Raw genomic sequence first — 19930 nt, forward strand, 5'->3', positions numbered from 1 at the left:
CCGACCGCGCCGGAGCGCCCCCCAGAAAGGCTCGGACCATGAAGCTCACCTTCACCACGTTCCTCACCCTCGACGGCGTCGTCCAGGCACCCGGAGGGCCCGAGGAGGACCCCGGCGACGGCTTCGCGCACGGCGGCTGGCAGGCGCCGTTCGGCGACGACGAGACCGACCGGCAGATCATCGAGTGGTTCGCGGGCGCTGAGGCCTTCCTGCTCGGCCGGCGCACCTACGACATCTTCGCCAGGTACTGGCCGCGCGTCACCGAGCCGGACCATCCGATCGCGGCGCCCCTGAACGCGCTCCCCAAGTACGTCGTCTCCAACACCCTCAAGAACCCAGAGTGGCACGGCACCACGGTCGTCGCGGGCTCCGACGCGGACGTGGCCTCGGCGGTCCGGACGCTCAAGGACCGGCCCGGCGGCGAACTCCAGGTGCACGGCAGCGGCGCCCTGGCCCGGTTCCTGATGGGGCACGGCCTCATCGACGAGTACCGCCTGCTGACCTACCCGGTGGTGCTCGGCGAGGGCCGCCGCCTGTTCACCGACGGCGTCCCGGCGACCTCCTTCGCCGTGGCCGGGTCCAGCACCACCTCCAGCGGGGTCACCATCACCACGCTGCGCCCCACCGGCCGCCCCACGTACGGGAGTTACGACCTCGACGAGTGAGGCAGGACCGCGAGGCGGAACGCCCCTTCCCGGGCCGCCCGCCGCCCAGTGCGGTGATCGTTCCCCGTGCGAGCCGCCGCCGTCTCCACACCCGACGCCTCCTGCTCGGCACCGAACCGCTGTGGGCCGCGGCCGCCGGCATCGCGCTCGGCGGCGAACGCCTGGGCGCGCCCGGCCTGTTGGGGGCACTCCTTGTCCTCGCGGGCACCGGCTGGGGGCGCCGGGCCGCGGCCTGACTACCGCCTCGGGGCCCGCTCGGACGCGATCAGCACCGCCACGCCCGCGGCCGCGAGCACGATGCTCGCGAAGACCTCGTGGCCGGCCAGGGCGTCGGGGCGGTGCACCAGCGTCCACAGGCCGAACCAGCCCGTCCACTCGTGCAGCAGTCCGCCGACGCCCTGCACCAGCAGCAGGCCCCCGGTGACCTCCAGGAATCTCCTCATGCCCCGAGCCTGCCCGCGCCGGACAGGCCTCCGCGTCGGCCGGAGGGACACCGCCGCCGCATCGAAAGTCTCGGGCCGCGCGACTTTGGTAGCGTCCCGCGCCCACACCGCGCCGCCGGGCCCCTCGGCTGCGTAACTTTGTCGACATGACACGTGCCGGACCCGAGTTCCGCTGGCTGCTGCCCTCGGCGGTGGCCGACCCCGAGCTGCCCGGTGACCGGGCCCGGCCCCGGCGCACCGTACGCGACTGGGTCGTCGACATCTGCGCCTTCCTCTGCGCCGGGCTGATCGCCCTGCTCACGGCCGACACCCTCGACAAGACGCCGGGCTACTCCGACACCGTCCTGTTCCTCGACCAGCTGGTGGGCGCCGCGGCCTGCTGCGCGGTGTGGCTCAGGCGGCGCCGGCCGGTGGGGCTCGCCGCGGTGCTCGTCGTGGTGTCGACGGTGGCGCCGGTCGCCTCGGGCGGGCTCCTGGTCGCCCTGTTCAGCCTCGCCGTGCACCGGCCGTTCAAGCCCGCCGTGCTCGCGGTGGGCAGCGCCGCCGCGGCGAGCACGGTCCTCCAGCCGGTCCTGCGCCCCGACCCGACCACCAGCCTGCTCACCAACGCGGTCGTCGGCATCGTCCTGGTCCTGCTGGTCACCGGCTGGGGCATGCTCGTACGCTCCCGGCGCCAGCTCGTCCTGGCGCTGCGCGAACGGGCTGCGCGCGCCGAGACCGAGGCGGCGCTGCGGGCCGAGAACGCGCAGCGGCTCGCCCGCGAAGCCATCGCCCGCGAGATGCACGACGTGCTCGCCCACCGGCTCACCCTGCTCTCGGTGCACGCGGGCGCCCTCGAATTCCGGCCCGACGCGCCGCCCGCCGAGGTCGCCCGGGCCGCCGGGGTCATCCGGGACAGCGCCCACGAGGCGCTCCAGGACCTGCGGCAGATCATCGGGGTGCTGCGCAGTCCCGGCGAGGGCGCCGAGGACCGGCCCCAGCCGACGCTCGCCACCCTGGACGCGCTCGTCGCCGAATCCCGCGAGGCCGGGATGAAGGTCGCCCTGGACAGCCGGATCCCGGACCCGGCCGGTGTTCCGGTCGCCACCGGGCGCAACGCCTACCGCATCGCCCAGGAGGCGCTGACCAACGCCCGCAAGCACGCGCCCGGCGCCGAGGTCACCGTCACCGTGTCGGGCCGGCCGGGGGAGGGGCTCACCGTCGAGGTCCGCAACCCCGCGCCGCCGGGCCCGGTGCCGGAGGTGCCCGGCTCGGGCCAGGGCCTCATCGGGCTCACCGAACGCGCCACCCTGGCGGGCGGCCGGCTCGACCACGCAAGCGGGCCGGACGGCTCGTTCACGGTCGAGGCCTGGCTACCGTGGCCGTCATGACCATCCGCCTGCTCATCGTCGACGACGACCCGCTGGTCCGCGCCGGACTCACCTTCATGCTCGGCGGCGCCGAGGACATCGAGATCGTCGGCGAGGTCGCCGACGGCTCCGGCGTCGACCGGCTGGCCGGGGAACTGCGCCCGGACGTCGTGCTCATGGACATCCGCATGCCCCGCGTCGACGGCCTGACCGCCACCGAGACGCTGCGCGCCCGCCCCGACGCGCCCGAGGTGATCGTCCTGACCACCTTCCACGCCGACGAGCAGGTGCTGCGGGCGCTGCGCGCCGGGGCCGCCGGATTCGTCCTCAAGGACACCCCGCCCGCCGAGATCGTCGCCGCGGTACGACGGGTCGCCCAGGGCGACCCGGTGCTGTCGCCCGCCGTCACACGGCAGTTGATGGCCCAGGTGTCCGGCGGCGCGGCCGGCTGTGGCGACCGGGCGGCCCGCGCCCGCGAGCGCGTCGCGCTGCTCGCCGACCGCGAACGGGAGGTCGCGGTGGCCGTCGGCCGGGGCCACTCCAACGCCGAGATCTCCGCCCGGCTGTACCTGAGCGTGCCCACCGTCAAGACCCACGTCTCGCGCGTCCTGGCCAAGCTCGGTCTCAACAACCGCGTACAGATCGCCCTGTTGGTGCACGACGCCGGGCTGCTCGACGAGGCGGACGGCGACGTAGGCTGAGACGAACCGAGCGGAGGGCGGGGACATGAAGGTCATCGATCTGGGGGCGTACGGCGAGGAGTTCAACGCCGATCCCCATCCGGTCTACACCAAGCTGCGGGCCGAGGGCCCCGCGCATCTCGTGCGCACCCCCGAGGGCGGCGAGGTGTGGCTGATCGTCGGTCACGAGGAGGGCCGGGCCGCACTCGCCGACCCCCGCCTGTCCAAGGACTGGCGGAGCAACGGCGACTGGGAGTACGGCGCGCTGCCGGCCAGCGCCAACATGCTGGAGACCGACCCGCCGCAGCACACCCGGCTGCGCAAGCTGGTGGCGCGGGAGTTCACCCCGCGCCGCATCGAGGCGCTCCGGCCGCGCGTCCAGGAGATCACCGACCGCCTGCTCGACACCATGCTGGCCGCTCCGGGCCGCACCGCCGACCTGGTCGACTCGCTCGCCTTCCCGCTGCCCATGACGGTGATCTGCGAGCTCCTGGGGGTGCCCGACCTGGACCAGGACGCCTTCCGGGTGCTGTCCAACGCGGCCGTCGCGCCCGCCGTGGACGACGGCAAGAACACGGCCGTGCGCGAGATGGGCGAGTACCTCATCGGTCTGATCGAGGACAAGCGCTCCACCCGTCCCGGCGACGACCTGCTGAGCGCGCTGATCCGCACCCGCGACGAGGACGGCGACCAGCTGTCCCCGGACGAGCTCATCGGCATGGCCTTCCTGCTGCTGGTCGCGGGCCACGAGACGACGGTCAACCTGATCTCCAACGGCATACGCGTCCTGCTGGACCACCCCGACCAACTGGCCGCGCTGCGCGCCGACGTCGACGGCCTCATCGACGGCGCGGTGGAGGAGATACTCCGCTACGAGGGCCCGGTCGAGACCGCCACCTACCGCTTCGCCCGCGAGGAGCTCCGGATCGGCGACGTGTGCATCGCGGCGGGCATGCCCGTCCTGGTCTCGCTCGCCTCGGCGGGCCGCGACCCGCAGCGCCACCCGGACCCGGACCGCTTCGACATCCGTCGTGCCCCGCAGGGCCACCTCGCCTTCGGCCACGGCATCCACTTCTGCCTCGGCGCCCCGCTCGCCCGGATGGAGGGCCGGATCGCCATCCGCACCCTTCTGGAGCGCGCCCCGGACCTCCAACGGGCCTCTGGTGAAAGCGAGTTGGACTGGCTGCCCGGTCTGCTCATCCGGGGCGTCCGGCATCTGCCCGTACGGTGGTGAGCCGCGGGTGAGTCACCCCTTGCGGGCGGCCGCCGCCCGCTTGCGGTGCTCGCCGCGCAGCACCAGCGCGGGCCACTCGTCCCCGTACGCCCCGCAGGCGCAGACCGACCACAGCGACCACTGCTGGGGGACCGAGTAGTACGGCACGAGCACCCGGGCCGTGCGCAGCCGCGACAGCTTCACCGGGACGAGCGCGGGCAGGACGTCCGGGGTCTGCCCGGCCAGGATCGCCCGGCGGCACGACGGGCAGGCCGGGCGCCGGTCGGCCGCCGCCTCGCGCGGCCCGGTGCGGCGCCTGGCCTGTTGGCGGTGCTGCTTGCGGACCGGGGAGTGGGTCTCCTCGGCCGCGGTGTGCAGCGGGTTGTAGAAGCAGCGCTGGGCGGCCTTGGGCACCGGCTGCCCCGCCGCCCGCGCGTGCACCGCGGCGAACCGTTCGAGGGCGCGGTCGGCGAGGACCGCCGCGGCCGCGAGGTCCGGCAGGTCGGCCGCCTCGTCGAGCAGCTTGCCCGCGGCCTGGAAGGCGTCGAAGACCCACGCGCAGTCGACCCGGGCGCGCGGATCGGAGCCGTCGGGCGCCGACGGGCCCGCGCCGGGCGGCAGTTCGGCCGTGCGCAGCACGTCGCCGACGGCCGTCACCCGCGCCGACACCAGCCGGTCGAGCCGCTCGCGGGCCGCCGCCCACTCGTCGAGGACGAGCTGCTGCCGCTCCTTCGACAGCTCCCCGCGCCGCTGCTCGGGTACGGCCGGGCGCAGCCTCTCCATGAACCACCAACGCCTCAGCACCTTGCCTCCCTCGCGTGACCAGGGTAGAAGCCCCTTAAGCTACTGGAGAGTTAGGGTGTGGCCGATCACGCGACGAGAGGTGGACGGCATGGGGGAGCTCGATCTCGAAACGGCCAGGGCGACGCTGGAGAGCCAGCCGTTCAGCCGTCTTCTCGACGCGCGGATCACCGCGTTCGGCGACGGCGGCGCGGTCCTCGAGGTGGACATCCGCGAGGAACTGCACCAGCAGAACGGCTTCCTGCACGGCGGGGTCCTCGCCTACGCGGCCGGCAACGCCCTGACCTTCGCCGCCGGGACCGCCCTCGGCCCCGCCGTGCTCACCAGCGGCTTCTCCATCCAGTACGTACGACCCGCGCAAGGGCGCACCCTCATCGCGCGGGCCACGGTCGTGCACGGCGAGCGGCGCCAGGCCACCGTCCGCTGCGACCTGTTCACCCTGGACGCGCGCGGCACGGAAAAGCTGTGCGCCGTCGCGCAGGGCACCGTACTGTCCGCGGTGTCCACTGTGTCCGAGGCGTCCGCCGCATCCGCCGAACCGTCCTGAAGGGACACGCGTTGACCAGCGACGTCATAGTCGATCTCGCCGCGCTGGGCGAGGACTTCACCCGCGACCCCTACCCGGTCTACGCCGGGCTGCGGGAGCGCGGGCCGGTGCACCGCATCCGGATGCCCGAGGGCTCCGACGCCTGGCTCGTCGTCGGACACGAGGCGGGCCGGGCCGCCCTCGCCGACGACCGGCTCTCCAAGCAGTGGGCCAACGCCTCGCCGGACCTCGGCGTGAAGCAGGTCGCCTCCGGGCCCACCATGCTGAGCTCCGACGCGCCCGTCCACACCCGGCTGCGCAAGCTGGTGACCCGGGAGTTCACGCCCCGCCGGGTGGAGGCGCTCGCGCCGCGCATCCAGGAGATGACCGACGGCTTCGTCGACGCGATGCTGGCCGCGCCGGACCGCCGGGCCGACCTCGTGGAGGCGTTGTCGTTCCCGCTGCCCATCACGGTCATCTGCGAACTCATCGGCGTGCCCTCGCTCGACCGGGACAACTTCCGCCAGTGGTCCAATGCCTCCGTCTCCGCGCCCGCCCTCGAAGACCGCCTGGCCGCCGCCAAGGCGATCAACGAGTATCTGACGCACCTGCTCGACGAGAAGCGCGCCGCACCCGGCGACGACCTCATCAGCGCGCTGATCCGGCGCGCCGACGAGGAGGACGGCGACCACCTGTCCGGCCCCGAACTGCTCGGGATGGCCTGGCTGCTGCTGGTCGCGGGCCACGAGACCACCGTCAACCTCATCTCCAACGGCATGCTCGCGCTGCTGAGCCACCCCGATCAACTGGCCGCGCTGCGGGAAGACTTCGACGGGCTCATCGACAACGCGGTCGAGGAGATGCTGCGCTACGACGGCCCCGTCGAGACGCCGACGTACCGCCTCACCCAGGAGCCCGTCGAGATCGCCGGAACGCTGATCCCGGGCGGCGGCCAGCTCGTCCTCGTCGCCCTGGCCGACGCCAACCGCGACCCGGCGCGCTTCGAGGACCCGCACCGCTTCGACATCCGCCGCGACGCGCGGGGCCACGTCGCCTTCGGCCACGGCATCCACTACTGCCTGGGCGCCCCGCTGGCCCGCCTGGAGGCCCGGATCGCGGTGCGCACCCTGCTCGACCGCTGCCCGGACCTGACCCTGGACATCCACCCGGCGGCCCTCCAGTGGCGCACCGGGATGCTGGTGCGCGGGCCGGAGAGCCTGCCGGTGCGCTGGTAGCTCAGCCGCCCGCGATCTCCGCCACCCGCACCACCCGCCGCTCCCTGCGCGACACCTCGCACGCCTCCGCGATGCGCAGGGCGTGCAGGGCGTCGCGGCCGTCGCAGGGGTTCGCCGCCTCGCCCCGTACCAGCCGGAGGAAGGCGTCCAGTTCGGCCTCGTAGGCGGGGGCGAAGCGTTCGAGGAAGCCGGTCCACGGCTTGTCCGGGCGCCCGGGGCCGTGCGGTTCGGCCGAGGTCAGCGGGGTGCGGTCGTCGAGCCCGACCGCGAACTGGTCGTGTTCTCCGGCCAGTTCGAGGCGTACGTCGTAGCCCGCGCCGTTGCAGCGCGCGGCGGTCGCGGTCGCGAGGGTGCCGTCGTCCAGGGTGAGGACGACGGCCGCCGTGGCGACGTCACCGGCGGCGCGGAACATCGCGGGGCCGGCGTCCGAGCCCATCGCGTACACCTCGGTCACCTCGCGGCCGGTCACCCAGCGCACGATGTCGAAGTCGTGCACCAGGCAGTCGCGGTAGAGCCCGCCGGAGAGCGGGAGGTAGGCGGCGGGCGGCGGCGCCGGATCGGAGGTGACGGCCCGTACGGTGTGCAGCCGGCCGAGCCGCCCCGAGCGCACGAGGTCGCGGGCGTTGCGGTAGCCCGCGTCGAAGCGGCGCATGAAGCCGAGCTGGAGCTCGGTGCCCGCCGCCTCCACCGCGCCGAGCGCGTCGAGCGTGCCCGGCACGTCCAGGGCGACGGGTTTCTCGCAGAAGGCGGGCAGCCCGGCGCGGGCGGCGGCCGCGATGAGTCCGGCGTGGGCGGCGGTGGCGGAGGCGATCACCACCGCGTCGACATCGGTGAGGGCCTGGGCCACGGTGGCGGCGGCCGTGGCGCCGGTCAGCGCGGCCACCTCGGCGGCCCGCGCGGCGTCGGCGTCCGCGACCACCAGCTGTCCGACCTGGGGATGGCGGGCCAGGACCCCCGCGTGGAAGGCGCCGATCCGTCCCGTTCCGATCAGTCCGATACGCATGGGCACACCGTGACCGGGGAGGGTCATCCTGTCAAGACTTTGTCCTGACAATCGAACTTCACGACTTCCCGTCAACATCCCCGGCGCACTACGCTCGCTCCGTGCCCAAGCAGCCCAGACCCGTGCCGGACTTCCCGAAGCCGCTCCAGCTCAGCGTGGACCGCACCAGCCCGGTCCCGCTCTACTTCCAGCTCTCGCAGCAGTTGGAGGCGGCCATCGAGAAGGGCACCCTCACCCCCGGCAGCCTCCTCGGCAACGAGATCGACCTGGCCCACCGGCTCGGCCTGTCCCGTCCCACCGTCCGCCAGGCCATCCAGGCGCTGGTCGACAAGGGCCTCCTGGTCCGCCGCCGGGGTGTCGGGACGCAGGTGGTGCACAGTCAGGTCAAGCGCCCGCTCGAACTGAGCAGCCTCTTCGACGACCTGGAGGCGGCCGGCCAGAAACCCGCCACCACCGTGCTGCGCAACACCTTCGAGCCGGCCACCGCCCAGGTCGCCGCCGCGCTCGGGGTGCCGCAGGGCAGCGACGTCCATCTGGTGGAGCGGCTGCGGTACGCGCACGGCGAGCCCATGGCGCGGCTGCGCAACCACCTCCCGGCCGGGCTCCTGCCGCTGGACACCGAGTACCTGGAGGGCACCGGCCTGTACCGGCTGATGCGGGGCGCGGGCATCACGCTGCACAGCGCGCGCCAGACCGTGGGGGCGCGGGCGGCCAGTGCGCAGGAGGCCGACCTGCTCACCGAGACCGAGGGCGCGCCGCTGCTCACCATGGAGCGGACCACCTTCGACGACACCGGGCGGGCGGTGGAGTTCGGCTCGCACATCTACCGGGCCTCGCGCTACTCCTTCGAGTTCCAGCTGCTCGTACGCCCGTGAACGGTGCGGCGCCCAAGGCGCTCCTGCGTAAGAATGTTCGGACAAAGTATTGACGGTGTCGCGGAACCGCCGCTAGAACTCACGTGCCGCAACCGGGCGGCCGGGACAGAAGGCGGAACCCATGCGCACACCCCGCACGGCAACCACGGCGGCCGTGGCCGTCGCCGCACTGACGCTCGCGCTCGGCGGCTGCAGCAGCTCGGGGGGCAAGAGCTCCGAGGACAAGGGTTCCGGGTCGCCGAGCGGCGGCAAGGGCGTGAGCACTCCCCGCCTCAAGATCGCGATGGTGACCCACTCCGGCGAGGGCGACACGTTCTGGGACATCGTCCAGAGCGGCGCGAAACAGGCGGCGGCCAAGGACAACGTCGACTTCCTGTACTCCGCGAACAAGGAGGGCAACCAGCAGGCGCAGCTGGTGCAGGCCGCCATCGACCAGAAGGTGGACGGCCTGGTCGTGACCCTGGCCAAGCCCGAGGCCGTCAAGGACGTGATCAAGAAGGCCGTCGCCGCCGGGATACCCGTCGTCACCATCAACTCGGGCGCCGACTTCTCCAAGGCGGTCGGCGCGCTCGGCCACATCGGCCAGGACGAGGGCGTGGCCGGTGAGGCGGTCGGCGACGAGCTCACCAAGCGGGGCCGCAAGAAGGTCCTCTGCGTCATCCACGAGCAGGGCAACGTCTCGCTCGAACAGCGCTGTGCGGGTGTGAAGAAGACGTTCCAGGGCAGCGTGGAGAACCTGAACGTGGACGGCACCAACACGCCCGCCGCCACCTCGTCCGTCGAGGCGAAGCTCCAGTCGGCCAAGGACATCGACGCGGTCGTCACGCTCGGCGCGCCGATGGCGGCGGCCGCCGTCAAGGCGAAGGGCGACGCGAACAGCACGGCCGAGATCGACACTTTCGACCTGAACGCGGCCGTGATCAGGCAGCTCAAGGCGAAGGAGATCGGCTTCGCCGTCGACCAGCAGCCCTACCTCCAGGGCTACCTCGCGGTCGACGAACTGTGGCTGGACAAGACCAACGGGGATGTGATCGGCGGCGGCCGGCCGGTCCTCACCGGGCCCGCGATCGTCACCGAGAAGGACGTGCCGACGCTGGAGAAGTACACCGCCCGCGGTACCCGATGATCGCCCGCCGACCCCGCGTGACCCATACTTGGGCGGCCGGGGCAGGTCTGAACCAGTCCCGGCGGCACCCGGTGGTACAGCAAGAAGGGCACGGCGTCGTGGCAAGGGTTCGGACAGGGGTACGCGTCATGGGCGCGGTGCTGGCAGCGGTGCTCGGGGCCTCCTTGGCGGGGTGCAGCAGCACGGGCGGCAAGCGCGCCGAGGACGCGCGCAAGTCCGCGCAGGCCGAGGGCAGGGCCGCGGTGAACACGCCCCGCTGGAAGTTCGCGATGGTCACCCACTCGGGCGACGGCGACACCTTCTGGGACATCGTCCAGAGCGGCGCCAAGCAGGCCGCCGTCAAGGACAACATCGACTTCCTCTACTCGCACAGCGACCAGGGGCAGCAGCAGGCCCAGTTCGTGCAGGCCGCCATCGACCAGAAGGTCGACGCCCTCATCGTCACGCTCGCAAAGCCGGACGCCCTCAAGGACGTCGTGGCCAAGGCCGAGAAGGCCGGCATCCCGGTGATCACCGTGAACTCGGGCTCGGAGAAGTCCAAGGAGTTCGGGGCGCTCACCCACATCGGCCAGGACGAGACCATCGCGGGCGAGGCCGTCGGCGACGAACTCACCAAGCGGGGCCGGAAGAAGGCGCTCTGCGTCCTGCACGAGCAGGGCAACGTCGGCCACGAGCAGCGCTGCGCGGGCACCAAGAAGACGTTCAAGGGCGAGGTCCAGAACCTCTACGTCACCGGCACCAACATGCCCGACGTGCAGTCCTCCATCGAGGCCAAGCTCCAGGCCGATCCCTCCATCGACGCCGTGGTCACCCTCGGCGCGCCCTTCGCGGACACGGCCGTCAAGGCCAAGCAGTCGGCGGGCAGCTCGGCCGAGGTCGACACCTTCGACCTGAACGCCAAGGTGGCCACCGCCCTGGAGGCCGGCACCCTCGGCTTCGCGGTCGACCAGCAGCCCTACCTCCAGGGGTACGAGGCCGTGGACCTGCTCTGGCTGTACAAGTACAACGCCGACGTGCTCGGCGGCGGGCTCCCGGTCCTGACCGGACCCCAGATCATCACCAAGGACCAGGCCGCCCAGCTGGAGGCGTACACGAAGCGGGGGACGCGATGAGCGCGACCGACATCGCCGGGGACGAGCGGCTGCTGCGGCGCTCGGTCTGGCGCAAGATCATCGGCCGCCCCGAACTCGGTTCGGTGGTCGGCGCCGGCGCCGTCTTCCTCTTCTTCTCGGTCGCCGCGGGCAGCTTCCTGCAACCCTCCAGCCTCTCGACCGTCCTGTACGCGGCCTCGACGATCGGCATCATGGCGGTGCCGGTGGCGCTGCTCATGATCGGCGGCGAGTTCGATCTGTCGGCGGGCGTCCTGGTGACGACGTCCGCTCTCGTCTCTTCGATGTTCAGCTATCAGATGACGGCGAACGTCTGGGTGGGGGTGGGCGTCTCCCTGCTCGTCACCCTCGCCATCGGCGCGTTCAACGGCTTCATGCTGACCCGCACCAAACTCCCGAGCTTCATCATCACGCTCGGCACGTTCCTGATGCTGACCGGCCTCAACCTCGGCTTCACCAAGCTGATCAGCGGCACGGTCTCCACGAAGTCCATCGCCGACATGGAGGGCTTCGAGTCCGCGAAGAAGCTCTTCGCCTCCCAGCTGACCGTCGGCTCCGTCGACCTGAAGGTCACCATCCTGTGGTGGTTCGCCCTGGTCGCGGTCGCCACCTGGATCCTGCTGCGGACCCGCTTCGGCAACTGGATCTTCGCGGTCGGCGGTGAGGCGGACGCCGCCCGCGCGGTCGGCGTCCCGGTCTTCAAGACGAAGATCGGCCTCTACATGGGCGTCGCCTTCGCGGCCTGGGTCTCCGGCCAGCACCTGCTGTTCTCCTTCGACGTGGTGCAGTCCGGCGAGGGCGTCGGCAACGAGCTGATCTACATCATCGCGGCCGTCATCGGCGGCTGCCTGATCACCGGCGGCTACGGCTCGGCGATCGGCTCCGCCGTCGGCGCCTTCATCTTCGGCATGACCAGCAAGGGCATCGTGTACGCGGAGTGGAACCCGGACTGGTTCAAGTTCTTCCTCGGAGCGATGCTCCTGCTGGCCACCCTGCTCAACGCGTGGGTGCGCAAGCGGGCGGAGGCGACAGCATGACAACGACCCCGGAGCAGACGGACGCGACGCGGGACGGGCGGACCGCGCTCGTCGAGCTCGACGACGTCAGCAAGTACTACGGCAACATCCGCGCCCTCGAAGGGGTCTCCCTGGAGGTCCACGCCGGAGAGATCAGCTGCGTCCTGGGTGACAACGGCGCCGGCAAGTCGACCCTCATCAAGATCATCGCGGGGCTGCACCGGCACGACGCCGGCGCCTTCCGCATCGAGGGCGAGGACGTGTCCCTGAACAACCCGCGCGAGGCCCTGGACCGCGGCATCGCCACCGTCTACCAGGACCTGGCCGTCGTCCCGCTGATGCCGGTCTGGCGCAACTTCTTCCTCGGCTCCGAGCCCACCAGGGGCAAGGGCCCCTTCAAGCGCCTCGACGTCGAGAAGATGCGCGCCACCACCCGCGCGGAGCTGCTGCGCATGGGCATCGACCTGCGCGACGTCGACCAGCCCATCGGCACGCTGTCCGGCGGCGAGCGCCAGTGCGTCGCCATCGCCCGCGCGGTCTACTTCGGCGCCAAGGTCCTGGTGCTCGACGAGCCGACCGCGGCGCTCGGCGTGAAGCAGTCCGGCGTCGTCCTGAAGTACGTGGCGGCCGCCCGGGACGCCGGGCTCGGCGTGGTTCTCATCACGCACAACCCGCACCACGCCTACCTCGTCGGGGACCGCTTCGTCCTCCTCAAGCGCGGCACGATGACCGGCAGCCACCTGCGCTCCGACATCACCCTGGATGAGCTCACGCGCCAGATGGCGGGCGGCAGCGAGCTGGAGGAGCTCAGCCACGAGCTCCAGCGCGCCCCCGCCCCCGGCCACCTCGGCGGGCCCTCCGACAGCGAGTGAAGCGGCCGCCCCGGGCCACCGGGGCGGCCCCTCCGCGCGAGGTCCGCGTTCCCCAGGGGTGGCAGAATCGGCCCCGATGACCACGTACCGCGACTTCGCCCTAGCCCACCGGGGATCCGCCCGGGCCACCGTGCTGCGCACCGTAGGCACCCGGGAACGCCGCTCGCACCTGACGGCGCCCCGGGTCCCCACCGTCGGCATCGACATCGGCGGTACGAAGGTGATGGCCGGCGTCGTGGACGCCGACGGGAACATCCTGGAGAAGCTCCGCACGGAGACCCCGGACAAGTCCAAGAGCCCCAAGGTCGTCGAGGACACCATCACCGAGCTGGTGCTCGACCTCTCCGACCGGCACGACGTGCACGCCGTGGGCATCGGCGCGGCGGGCTGGGTCGACGCGGACCGCTCCACCATCCTGTTCGCCCCGCACCTCGCCTGGCGCAACGAGCCGCTGCGCGACGCCCTCCAGGCCCGCCTCGCCGTCCCCGTGATGGTCGACAACGACGCCAACACGGCCGCCTGGGCCGAATGGCGCTTCGGCGCCGGACGCGGTGAGGACCACCTGGTCATGATCACGCTGGGCACCGGCATCGGCGGCGCGATCCTGGAGGACGGGCAGGTCAAACGCGGCAAGTACGGGGTCGCCGGAGAGTTCGGCCACATGCAGGTCGTACCCGGCGGACACCGCTGCGCCTGCGGCAACCGCGGCTGCTGGGAGCAGTACAGCTCGGGCAACGCGCTGGTCCGCGAGGCCCGCGAGCTGGCCACGGCCGACTCCCCGGTGGCGTACAACATCATCGAGCGCGTCGGCGGGAACATCCCCGAGATCACCGGGCCGCTCATCACCGAGCTGGCCCGCGAGGGCGACGCCATGTGCGTCGAGCTCCTCCAGGACATCGGCCAGTGGCTCGGCGTCGGCATCGCCAACCTGGCGGCCGCCCTCGACCCCTCGTGCTTCGTCATCGGCGGGGGTGTCAGCGCCGCCGACGACCTGCTGATCGGCCCCGCCAGGGACGCCTTCAAGCGCCACCTCACCGGCCGCGGCTACCGCCCCGAGGCCAGGATCGCCAAGGCGCAGCTGGGCCCCGAGGCTGGCATGGTCGGCGCCGCCGACCTCGCCCGCCTGGTGGCCCGCCGCTTCCGCCGCGCCAACCGCCGCCGCGTGGAGCGGTACGAGCGGTACGCCAAGGCCGCCGAAGCCGTCCGCAGGACGGGCACCTCCCGCACCACCCAGGAATCCGACTGATGACCCCCTCCGACCGCCCCGCGGTCCCGCGCCAGTCCCCGCCGCCGGACGAGAAGCCGCCCGAGACCCGGCAGCACATGATCCGGCGGCGCTGGATCACCGCCGTGATCATCGTGCTGCTCATCGGCGTGCCCGCCGGGTACCTGGCGATCTCCGCCGAGCAGAGCCGCACCAGCGGCCGCGACAAGGAGTCCGGGGCCGCGGCCCACGGCCTCCAGAACGACTGGCCGTCCAAGACCCAGCGGCGCATCTACGACGTACCGGTCCCCGACGACGCGGTCGCCGTCGCCTTTTACGAGACGAACAGCTGGAAGGTCAGCAAGCTGTACGTCCAGTTCAAGACGAGCGCGGCGGGCCTCGCGGAGTTCCTGAAGGACGGCGGCACCAGCACGGCCGCGCTCAAGCCGGGCGACGTGACCATCGCCCGGGAGGACGCCGCGAAGGTGGGCTGGACGTTCCCGGCGGGCCACGACTGGGCGGGCACCACCCACGTCCAGAAGGACCCGCTGCCGACCCAGAACATCACCGTCGACGAGACCGACCCGGACAAGCCGGTCGTCTTCGTGGTCTCCACGGCGACTCCCTGACCCGGCCGGGCCGCCCGCCCCCGGGTCCTGACCCGGCTGGGCCGCCCGTTCCCGGGTCCTGACCCGGCCGGGGCCGCCCGCTCCCGACTCCCGGCACTGGTGAGCCCCGACGGCCCTGGGGCCTGTTCGCTCTCCGTGATTCCCCCGAGAACGAACACCGGACCGGCCGGGCTCCACGCTCACTACGGTCCCTTGGCATGACGATCACCACGCGGACGATCGAGTACCCCGCCGACGGCCTGACGATGAAGGGTCACCTCGCGCTCCCGGCCGGCGACGGCCGACGGCCCGCCGTGCTGCTCGGGCCGGAAGGCACGGGGCTCAGCGACGTCGAGCGCGGGCGGGCCGACGCGCTCGCCGAACTGGGCTACGTGGCGCTCGCCTTCGACCTCCACGGCGGGCGCTATCTGGCCGATCCCGAGGAGATGCTGGCCCGCTGCATGCCGCTGCTCGCCGACCCCGGCCGCATGCGGGCCATGGGCCACGCGGCCCTGGACGTGCTGCGCGCCGAACCGCGGACCGACCCCGAACGGATCGCCGCCGTCGGCTACGGCACCGGCGGCGCGATCGCGCTGGAACTCGGCCGCGACGGCGCCGACCTGCGCGCGATCGGCACCATCAACGCCCTGACCACGGGCCGACCGGGCGAGGCGGCGCGGATACGCTGCCCCGTGTGGGCCGGGGTCGGCTCGGAAGACCCGATCATGCCGTACGCCCAACGCGACGCGTTCGCCGCCGAGATGCAGGCGGCGGGCGTCGACTGGCGCCTCGTCGTCTACGGCGGCGCCCTGCACGCCTTCCACCACCCGACCGTGGACCACACCGTGCGCCCCGGCATCGGATACCACCCACGACACGCGCGACGAGCCTGGCGCGACGTCGTCGACCTGCTCGCCGAGTGTGTGCCGGTGCATTGGTCGTTGAGCCGATGAGTGTGCTCGCCGCCCTCTTGGTCGGCAGTGACATTGCGCGGGTGGCGGGACCGTTCCGTACCGCCCCGGCGACCAGCCCGGTCGGCGTGCGGGTGCGCGCCTACGGGATTGCCTGAGGATGGCCTGCGGTGCGGGGAGGAGGCGCAGGGCTCCATGTGGAGCTTCACCCAGAGCAGCCAGTCGGTGTGGCGCAACCTCGCCTCTCGTAGGCTGGATCAGGCCACGACGCCCGCAAAGGCGTTGCGCGTGCAACGCCTTGGGGAGAGGATGTCAGACAGCTGCAAGGCGTGAGTGATAGCTGGTCACACAGGGACTGGTGGTCAGCACGCCTGGCACGCGGCGACGTTGACCGGTATTCGCAGGGTGGGACGCACGGGAAGCCCGACACGGGTGAGTCGGCCCTTGACGCGCCTACGCAGGGCTCCATTGGCGCTGTGGGCAAGCGCCTCGGCCTGCTGGTTCAGGCGGCGGACCACTTGGTGGGCAAGTCGAAAAACGCCCACCACCGTCCTGCCAAAGGCTTGCACCGCGATCGGTGGCGTGGCTCGACGCCCACCCCTCCGCCTGATGGCGGATGGGATGAAGCAGGCTGCGGAGTGCGCGGGTTACACGGATTGGTGGGGGTTGGCGTGACGGGGTGGGACATCGATCCGGCCGGGGTTGGTTCGGTGCTGTCGCGGGTGCAGGAGGCGGAGCACGGTCTGCATGAGGGCATCGCGCTGTACGGCATGGGTGTGGAGGCCGCGGCTCTCTGCGTGGGCACTTTGGACTTCAGCGGCGCGGTCGGACGCGGCAGTGGCCAGGCGGGTCTGGTGGCCGTCGCGCTGAGTGAGTTCATGCAGGGCACCGAGACCGATGTGGTGTTCATGCCGCTGCGGACCAGTAACTCGATCAACGGTGCGGTCGAGGCAACGAACTGCTATCAACGGGGGGCGCTGGAGCAGGCGTCGGACGCGCAGCGCCAGGCCGGGCTGGCGCCGGATGTGGCCGCGGTGCTGGAGGCGGCGCGGAAGAAGGGGTCCGGGAAGTGATCAGCCCGGACAAGGTGCCCTCCTACACCGGGGACATCGGCGCGGTGGAGGTCGAGGTCGGCCGGTTGCGAAAGGCCGCGCAGACCATCCGCGAGCACGGCGGCGACGTCAACACCCACTTCCGGAACCTGAGTACCGTCTACCGGGCACCCGAAGCCGAGTATCTGTTTCAGACCACCCAGGGCGTGCACGACACCTCCGCCGATTTCGCTTCGAGGCTGGAGACGGTGGCCGGCGCCCTGGAGACCTATGCCTCTGAGATCCGGCCGCTGGTGGACAAGCTGGAGCGGCTGCGCTTCGAGGCCGCCGCGTTTGTCGCATCCGTCCAGGGCCAGGGTGACGTAGACCCCAAGTGGCACCATGACAAGGCCAAGATGGCCGCCCACAATGCGCTCATGCACGAGGTGGCGGCCACTGTGCGCGCCTTCCAGGACGCCGAGGTGGCGGCCGCTGACAGGATCACCGCTGTGGTCGGCGGAACCCAGTGGCACCTTGCGAACGGCAGCCCGAAGCAGAGCAACCCCTACGGTTTCAGCGCCGGGCAGCTCGAGAGGGAGGCCAAGCTCCCCTGGGGCACCCCGGAGCACTTCTCCTACCTCCCCTTCGGGCTTGACTGGCACTTCCAGCAGTTCGGCGAGAGTCTGGGCGAGAACATCAAGGGCGTGGCCACCGGCTTCGTCGACATGTTCCGCCCCGGCCAGCAGGGGCAGGACACCCGCAAGGGCCTGCTCATGACCATCGTCGGGGCCGAGGACTACCTGCGCGACCCCGACGGCAATCGCCCGATGGACCCGCTCGGGCCCGAAGGCCGCCCCTACGCCAAGGCGTTCGCCAAGTCGTTGGTCGGCTGGGACGACTGGAAGACCAATCCGGGCAAGGCGGCCGGCACGGTTGTCTTCAATGCCCTCACCTTTGCCTCCGGCCCCCTGGGTGTTGCCTCGAAGGTGGGCACTGCGGGAAAGGTCGGCGAGGCAGCTTCCGTCGCCGCCCGCACGGCAGGTGTGCTGTCCAAGGTGGGCGAGGTCCTCGACCCGGTCGGTGCGACAGCGAAGGTCGTCGGCACCGGAGCCCGCGCCCTGCCCAAGGTCTCCGAGCTCGCCAAGAACATCGCCGCCGTCACCAAGGTGACTTCCGAGGCGAGTGGCGTGCACAGCATCATCGACCTGAAGGGCGGCTCGAAACTCCACATCGGCGACGGCAGTTTCACCATCAGCAAGGACGGGATCCCCAACACCAAACCCGCCCCGCACGAACTCCCAGCCGACCAGCGCGTCCCCTCCACCACACCGGCATACGAGCCCGAACTCGCAGGAGTCGGGGCGCGCAGTCCGGAAGCCAGCCACTCACATGGCAACCATGCGGGTGAGACCCCGGCACCAGGCAACGCAGGACATGAGACGCCAGGTCATGCGGGCTCGGCCCGTGACGGGGCCTCGTCACCCACACATGACCACACCGCTCGTCCCACCGGAAGCGGGCAGGGCCACGGAACCGGGGGCGGCAACCATGGCAGTGGTCACGGAGGCATAACCGGCGGCGGAGAGTCGAGCGCCCACGGCATCGATGACCCGGACCCGGGTGTGCCGCCGGGGCGCCCTCTCGATGAAATTCCTCCAGGTAAGTACAGCACGGGAGAGGATGTTTCGGGCACTGCTGCTCACCCGGTGCTGCCTGAACAGGAGTCAGCACTCCATGAAGCCCTCTCTCGGGCGAAGATGCCGCCGCAGGACCAAGAACGTCTGATCCAGAGCCTGCGGAAGGACCCGTACGGCTCTCAAGTTGCCGAAATGATCTCGCGGGGGCATCTAGCGGAGTTGCCGAAGTATGACCAGGTGCTGAATGACTGCAAGCAGGGTCCGACCAAGCGCGACAAGGGGATGGTTCCCGCCTCGTACATGGCACTGACTCACGCAACAGAGCTACAGGGCCGAGGCGTGCCGAACATCGTGTTCGACCTGAAGAACGAAGCGACGGGAGTCGACCTGGACCTCGCAACTCTCCATTCCGATGGCACACCCGACTTCGCGTACCAGTTCAAGGATGTCGACACCATTGAGGGCATCAACAGTGCCGTCAAGAAGGCCACTTCACAGCTCAAGTCCAGCTCCGCCTCACACAGGATCGCCTTCCTGGACGTCCATCAGCCTCTGGCGGAAATGAACGCTAAGATGTTCAAGATCGTAGAAATCGAAGCCAGGAAACGTGGGGCTGTCGTCCATCTTCGCTTCAAGGATGGATCCATGACCGTGCCGCCCGATGCCCCTGTTTTCCCGTAAGGAAGTATAATGTCGACTTTGATGCGTGCCCCCCGCGAATGCGGATCTTGGTTTTGGGACCTTGATGAAGTCGTCGGGCCAGGCTTGGAGCCCGCACTGGCCACTGCGGCGCAGATGACGGAAATTCTCAGCAAGCACGATCTCCTGACACCCCACAAGCTGACATACGACTGGTATGTCCTCGACGTGGGCGGCATCGGTATCACGACAACTCTGATGCTGACCAACCCGGTGAGTGGTCCTAGTCCCTCCCTTCCTGAGCGGATCCGCCAAAGCAGGCCCCAGGGATTTTCGACCGCGGAGGTCGACGATATTCACGTGGTAGGTTCGGGGACGTGGATTGACGCACAGGGTAACCGGCATATCGAGCCGCAGTTGGTCGACTTGTCCGTCTCTCCCACACCCATCGGACTGTCCGCCGAACTTTCTGTGTTTCACGACATCTGGGGCTGGTTCGACTTTGCCGGGCGTCCGCATCCCGAGGTGCAGGAGCAGAATGCACCACGACTGGCAGCAGCTCTCACCGACCTCAACGCAATGCTCGGCGTCAACGCCGAGCCAGGAGAAGCAACATACTTCGGAATCTCGGGCAATCTCGGAATGGAAACGCCCGACGCACTTGAAGACGGTTCCGGCCCCAACGTCACTGACAGGCTCTGACGCTCGAGTCGGCAGCAAAGACAGCCGTAGCCAATTCGTTCCCGACAGGCGCAAGGCCGGTTGGTAGCTGGTCTTGGGAGCCCCAAAGCTCTCCGTCCGGCGCGATTTGGCGAAGCGTTGCGCGGCCTTCCCTGCAGGAGGGACTGTGTGAACTGGCGTTGCCGCGTGCAGATTCACGGGGTGGCGGTATAGCCCGGGTTCGTCGTGGACGGCTGCTTCGCTGGAGGGCCTCCAAAATCGGTCAGGGGGAATGAAGCGCATTCAAGCGGTTTGCTCACGGACCAC

The 19930-nt window shown here is 71.0% G+C and carries 21 protein-coding genes; 18 read left to right on the forward strand and 3 right to left on the reverse strand.

The window, feature by feature from the left end; translation table 11 throughout:
- Positions 1-38: 38 nt before the first annotated feature.
- Together DT019_RS08955 and DT019_RS40715 are read left to right on the forward strand one after the other, a co-directional pair.
- Positions 39-665 carry a dihydrofolate reductase family protein gene (locus DT019_RS08955; protein ID WP_114036175.1) on the forward strand — a complete coding sequence of 209 codons (627 nt, stop codon included), beginning with the start codon at positions 39-41 and terminating at the stop codon, positions 663-665.
- Complete coding sequence (locus DT019_RS40715; RefSeq protein WP_262985319.1) at positions 662-901, forward strand: hypothetical protein; 240 nt, start codon at positions 662-664, stop codon at positions 899-901. Before DT019_RS08955 ends, DT019_RS40715 begins: the two co-directional genes overlap by 4 nt.
- Here DT019_RS40715 and DT019_RS08965 read toward each other — a convergent pair whose 3' ends face one another.
- Complete coding sequence (locus tag DT019_RS08965) at positions 902-1108, reverse strand: hypothetical protein (RefSeq protein ID WP_114036176.1); 207 nt, start codon at positions 1106-1108, stop codon at positions 902-904. It abuts the gene before it with no gap.
- 146 nt (positions 1109-1254) lie between these two features.
- Between DT019_RS08965 and DT019_RS08970 the strand changes: the two genes are divergently transcribed.
- From DT019_RS08970 to DT019_RS08980, 3 genes are read left to right on the forward strand one after another with little or no spacing between them, the layout of a single operon-like run.
- Positions 1255-2478, forward strand: coding sequence for a sensor histidine kinase (locus DT019_RS08970; protein ID WP_114036177.1), 1224 nt, complete (start codon positions 1255-1257; stop codon positions 2476-2478).
- Positions 2475-3158, forward strand: coding sequence for a response regulator transcription factor (locus tag DT019_RS08975; RefSeq protein WP_189389345.1), 684 nt, complete (start codon positions 2475-2477; stop codon positions 3156-3158). Before DT019_RS08970 ends, DT019_RS08975 begins: the two co-directional genes overlap by 4 nt.
- A 25-nt stretch (positions 3159-3183) precedes the next feature.
- Entirely contained in the window at positions 3184-4371 is a 1188-nt protein-coding gene (locus DT019_RS08980; protein WP_114036179.1) for a cytochrome P450 family protein, read from the forward strand.
- 12 nt (positions 4372-4383) lie between these two features.
- Here the strand turns inward: DT019_RS08980 and DT019_RS08985 are convergent, their stop codons facing one another.
- Positions 4384-5154 carry a hypothetical protein gene (locus DT019_RS08985; RefSeq protein WP_147267290.1) on the reverse strand — a complete coding sequence of 257 codons (771 nt, stop codon included), beginning with the start codon at positions 5152-5154 and terminating at the stop codon, positions 4384-4386.
- Between the two features lie 88 nt (positions 5155-5242).
- Between DT019_RS08985 and DT019_RS08990 the strand changes: the two genes are divergently transcribed.
- The gene (locus tag DT019_RS08990; protein ID WP_114036517.1) at positions 5243-5698 is read left to right on the forward strand and encodes a PaaI family thioesterase; all 456 of its coding nucleotides are present in this window, start codon (positions 5243-5245) and stop codon (positions 5696-5698) included.
- Between the two features lie 11 nt (positions 5699-5709).
- A complete protein-coding gene (locus DT019_RS08995) occupies positions 5710-6912 on the forward strand; it encodes a cytochrome P450 family protein (RefSeq protein WP_114036181.1) in 1203 nt (400 codons plus the stop codon).
- 1 nt (position 6913) lies between these two features.
- On the opposite strand, the gene DT019_RS09000 is transcribed toward DT019_RS08995, so the two are convergent.
- Positions 6914-7915: a Gfo/Idh/MocA family oxidoreductase gene (locus DT019_RS09000; protein WP_114036518.1), complete on the reverse strand. Its 1002-nt coding sequence runs from the start codon at positions 7913-7915 to the stop codon at positions 6914-6916.
- A gap of 155 nt (positions 7916-8070) precedes the next feature.
- Between DT019_RS09000 and DT019_RS09005 the strand changes: the two genes are divergently transcribed.
- The 11 genes from DT019_RS09005 to DT019_RS09055 all read left to right on the forward strand — a co-directional run bounded on the left by DT019_RS09005 (position 8071) and on the right by DT019_RS09055 (position 19645).
- Entirely contained in the window at positions 8071-8790 is a 720-nt protein-coding gene (locus tag DT019_RS09005) for a GntR family transcriptional regulator (RefSeq protein ID WP_114036519.1), read from the forward strand.
- 121 nt (positions 8791-8911) lie between these two features.
- The gene (locus tag DT019_RS09010; protein WP_114036182.1) at positions 8912-9916 is read left to right on the forward strand and encodes a sugar ABC transporter substrate-binding protein; all 1005 of its coding nucleotides are present in this window, start codon (positions 8912-8914) and stop codon (positions 9914-9916) included.
- Positions 9917-10014: 98 nt separating this feature from the next.
- Positions 10015-11028 (forward strand): sugar ABC transporter substrate-binding protein, encoded by a 1014-nt coding sequence (locus DT019_RS09015; protein WP_388973804.1) that lies wholly within the window; start codon positions 10015-10017, stop codon positions 11026-11028.
- Entirely contained in the window at positions 11025-12062 is a 1038-nt protein-coding gene (locus DT019_RS09020; protein ID WP_114036184.1) for an ABC transporter permease, read from the forward strand. Before DT019_RS09015 ends, DT019_RS09020 begins: the two co-directional genes overlap by 4 nt.
- On the forward strand, positions 12059-12913 hold the full coding sequence (locus tag DT019_RS09025; protein WP_114036185.1) for an ATP-binding cassette domain-containing protein: 855 nt from the start codon (positions 12059-12061) through the stop codon (positions 12911-12913). Before DT019_RS09020 ends, DT019_RS09025 begins: the two co-directional genes overlap by 4 nt.
- A gap of 76 nt (positions 12914-12989) precedes the next feature.
- Entirely contained in the window at positions 12990-14159 is a 1170-nt protein-coding gene (locus tag DT019_RS09030; RefSeq protein WP_114036186.1) for an ROK family glucokinase, read from the forward strand.
- Positions 14159-14746: a hypothetical protein gene (locus DT019_RS09035; RefSeq protein ID WP_114036187.1), complete on the forward strand. Its 588-nt coding sequence runs from the start codon at positions 14159-14161 to the stop codon at positions 14744-14746. Before DT019_RS09030 ends, DT019_RS09035 begins: the two co-directional genes overlap by 1 nt.
- 197 nt (positions 14747-14943) lie before the next feature.
- On the forward strand, positions 14944-15678 hold the full coding sequence (locus DT019_RS09040) for a dienelactone hydrolase family protein (protein ID WP_114036188.1): 735 nt from the start codon (positions 14944-14946) through the stop codon (positions 15676-15678).
- 434 nt (positions 15679-16112) lie between these two features.
- Positions 16113-16709: a DUF6507 family protein gene (locus DT019_RS09045; protein WP_223279364.1), complete on the forward strand. Its 597-nt coding sequence runs from the start codon at positions 16113-16115 to the stop codon at positions 16707-16709.
- Complete coding sequence (locus DT019_RS09050) at positions 16706-18985, forward strand: hypothetical protein (RefSeq protein ID WP_114036189.1); 2280 nt, start codon at positions 16706-16708, stop codon at positions 18983-18985. Before DT019_RS09045 ends, DT019_RS09050 begins: the two co-directional genes overlap by 4 nt.
- A gap of 9 nt (positions 18986-18994) precedes the next feature.
- Positions 18995-19645 carry a hypothetical protein gene (locus DT019_RS09055; protein WP_189389348.1) on the forward strand — a complete coding sequence of 217 codons (651 nt, stop codon included), beginning with the start codon at positions 18995-18997 and terminating at the stop codon, positions 19643-19645.
- Positions 19646-19930: the final 285 nt, after the last annotated feature.

It is taken from the genome of Streptomyces sp. SDr-06, assembly GCF_003324565.1.
Classification (GTDB): domain Bacteria; phylum Actinomycetota; class Actinomycetes; order Streptomycetales; family Streptomycetaceae; genus Streptomyces.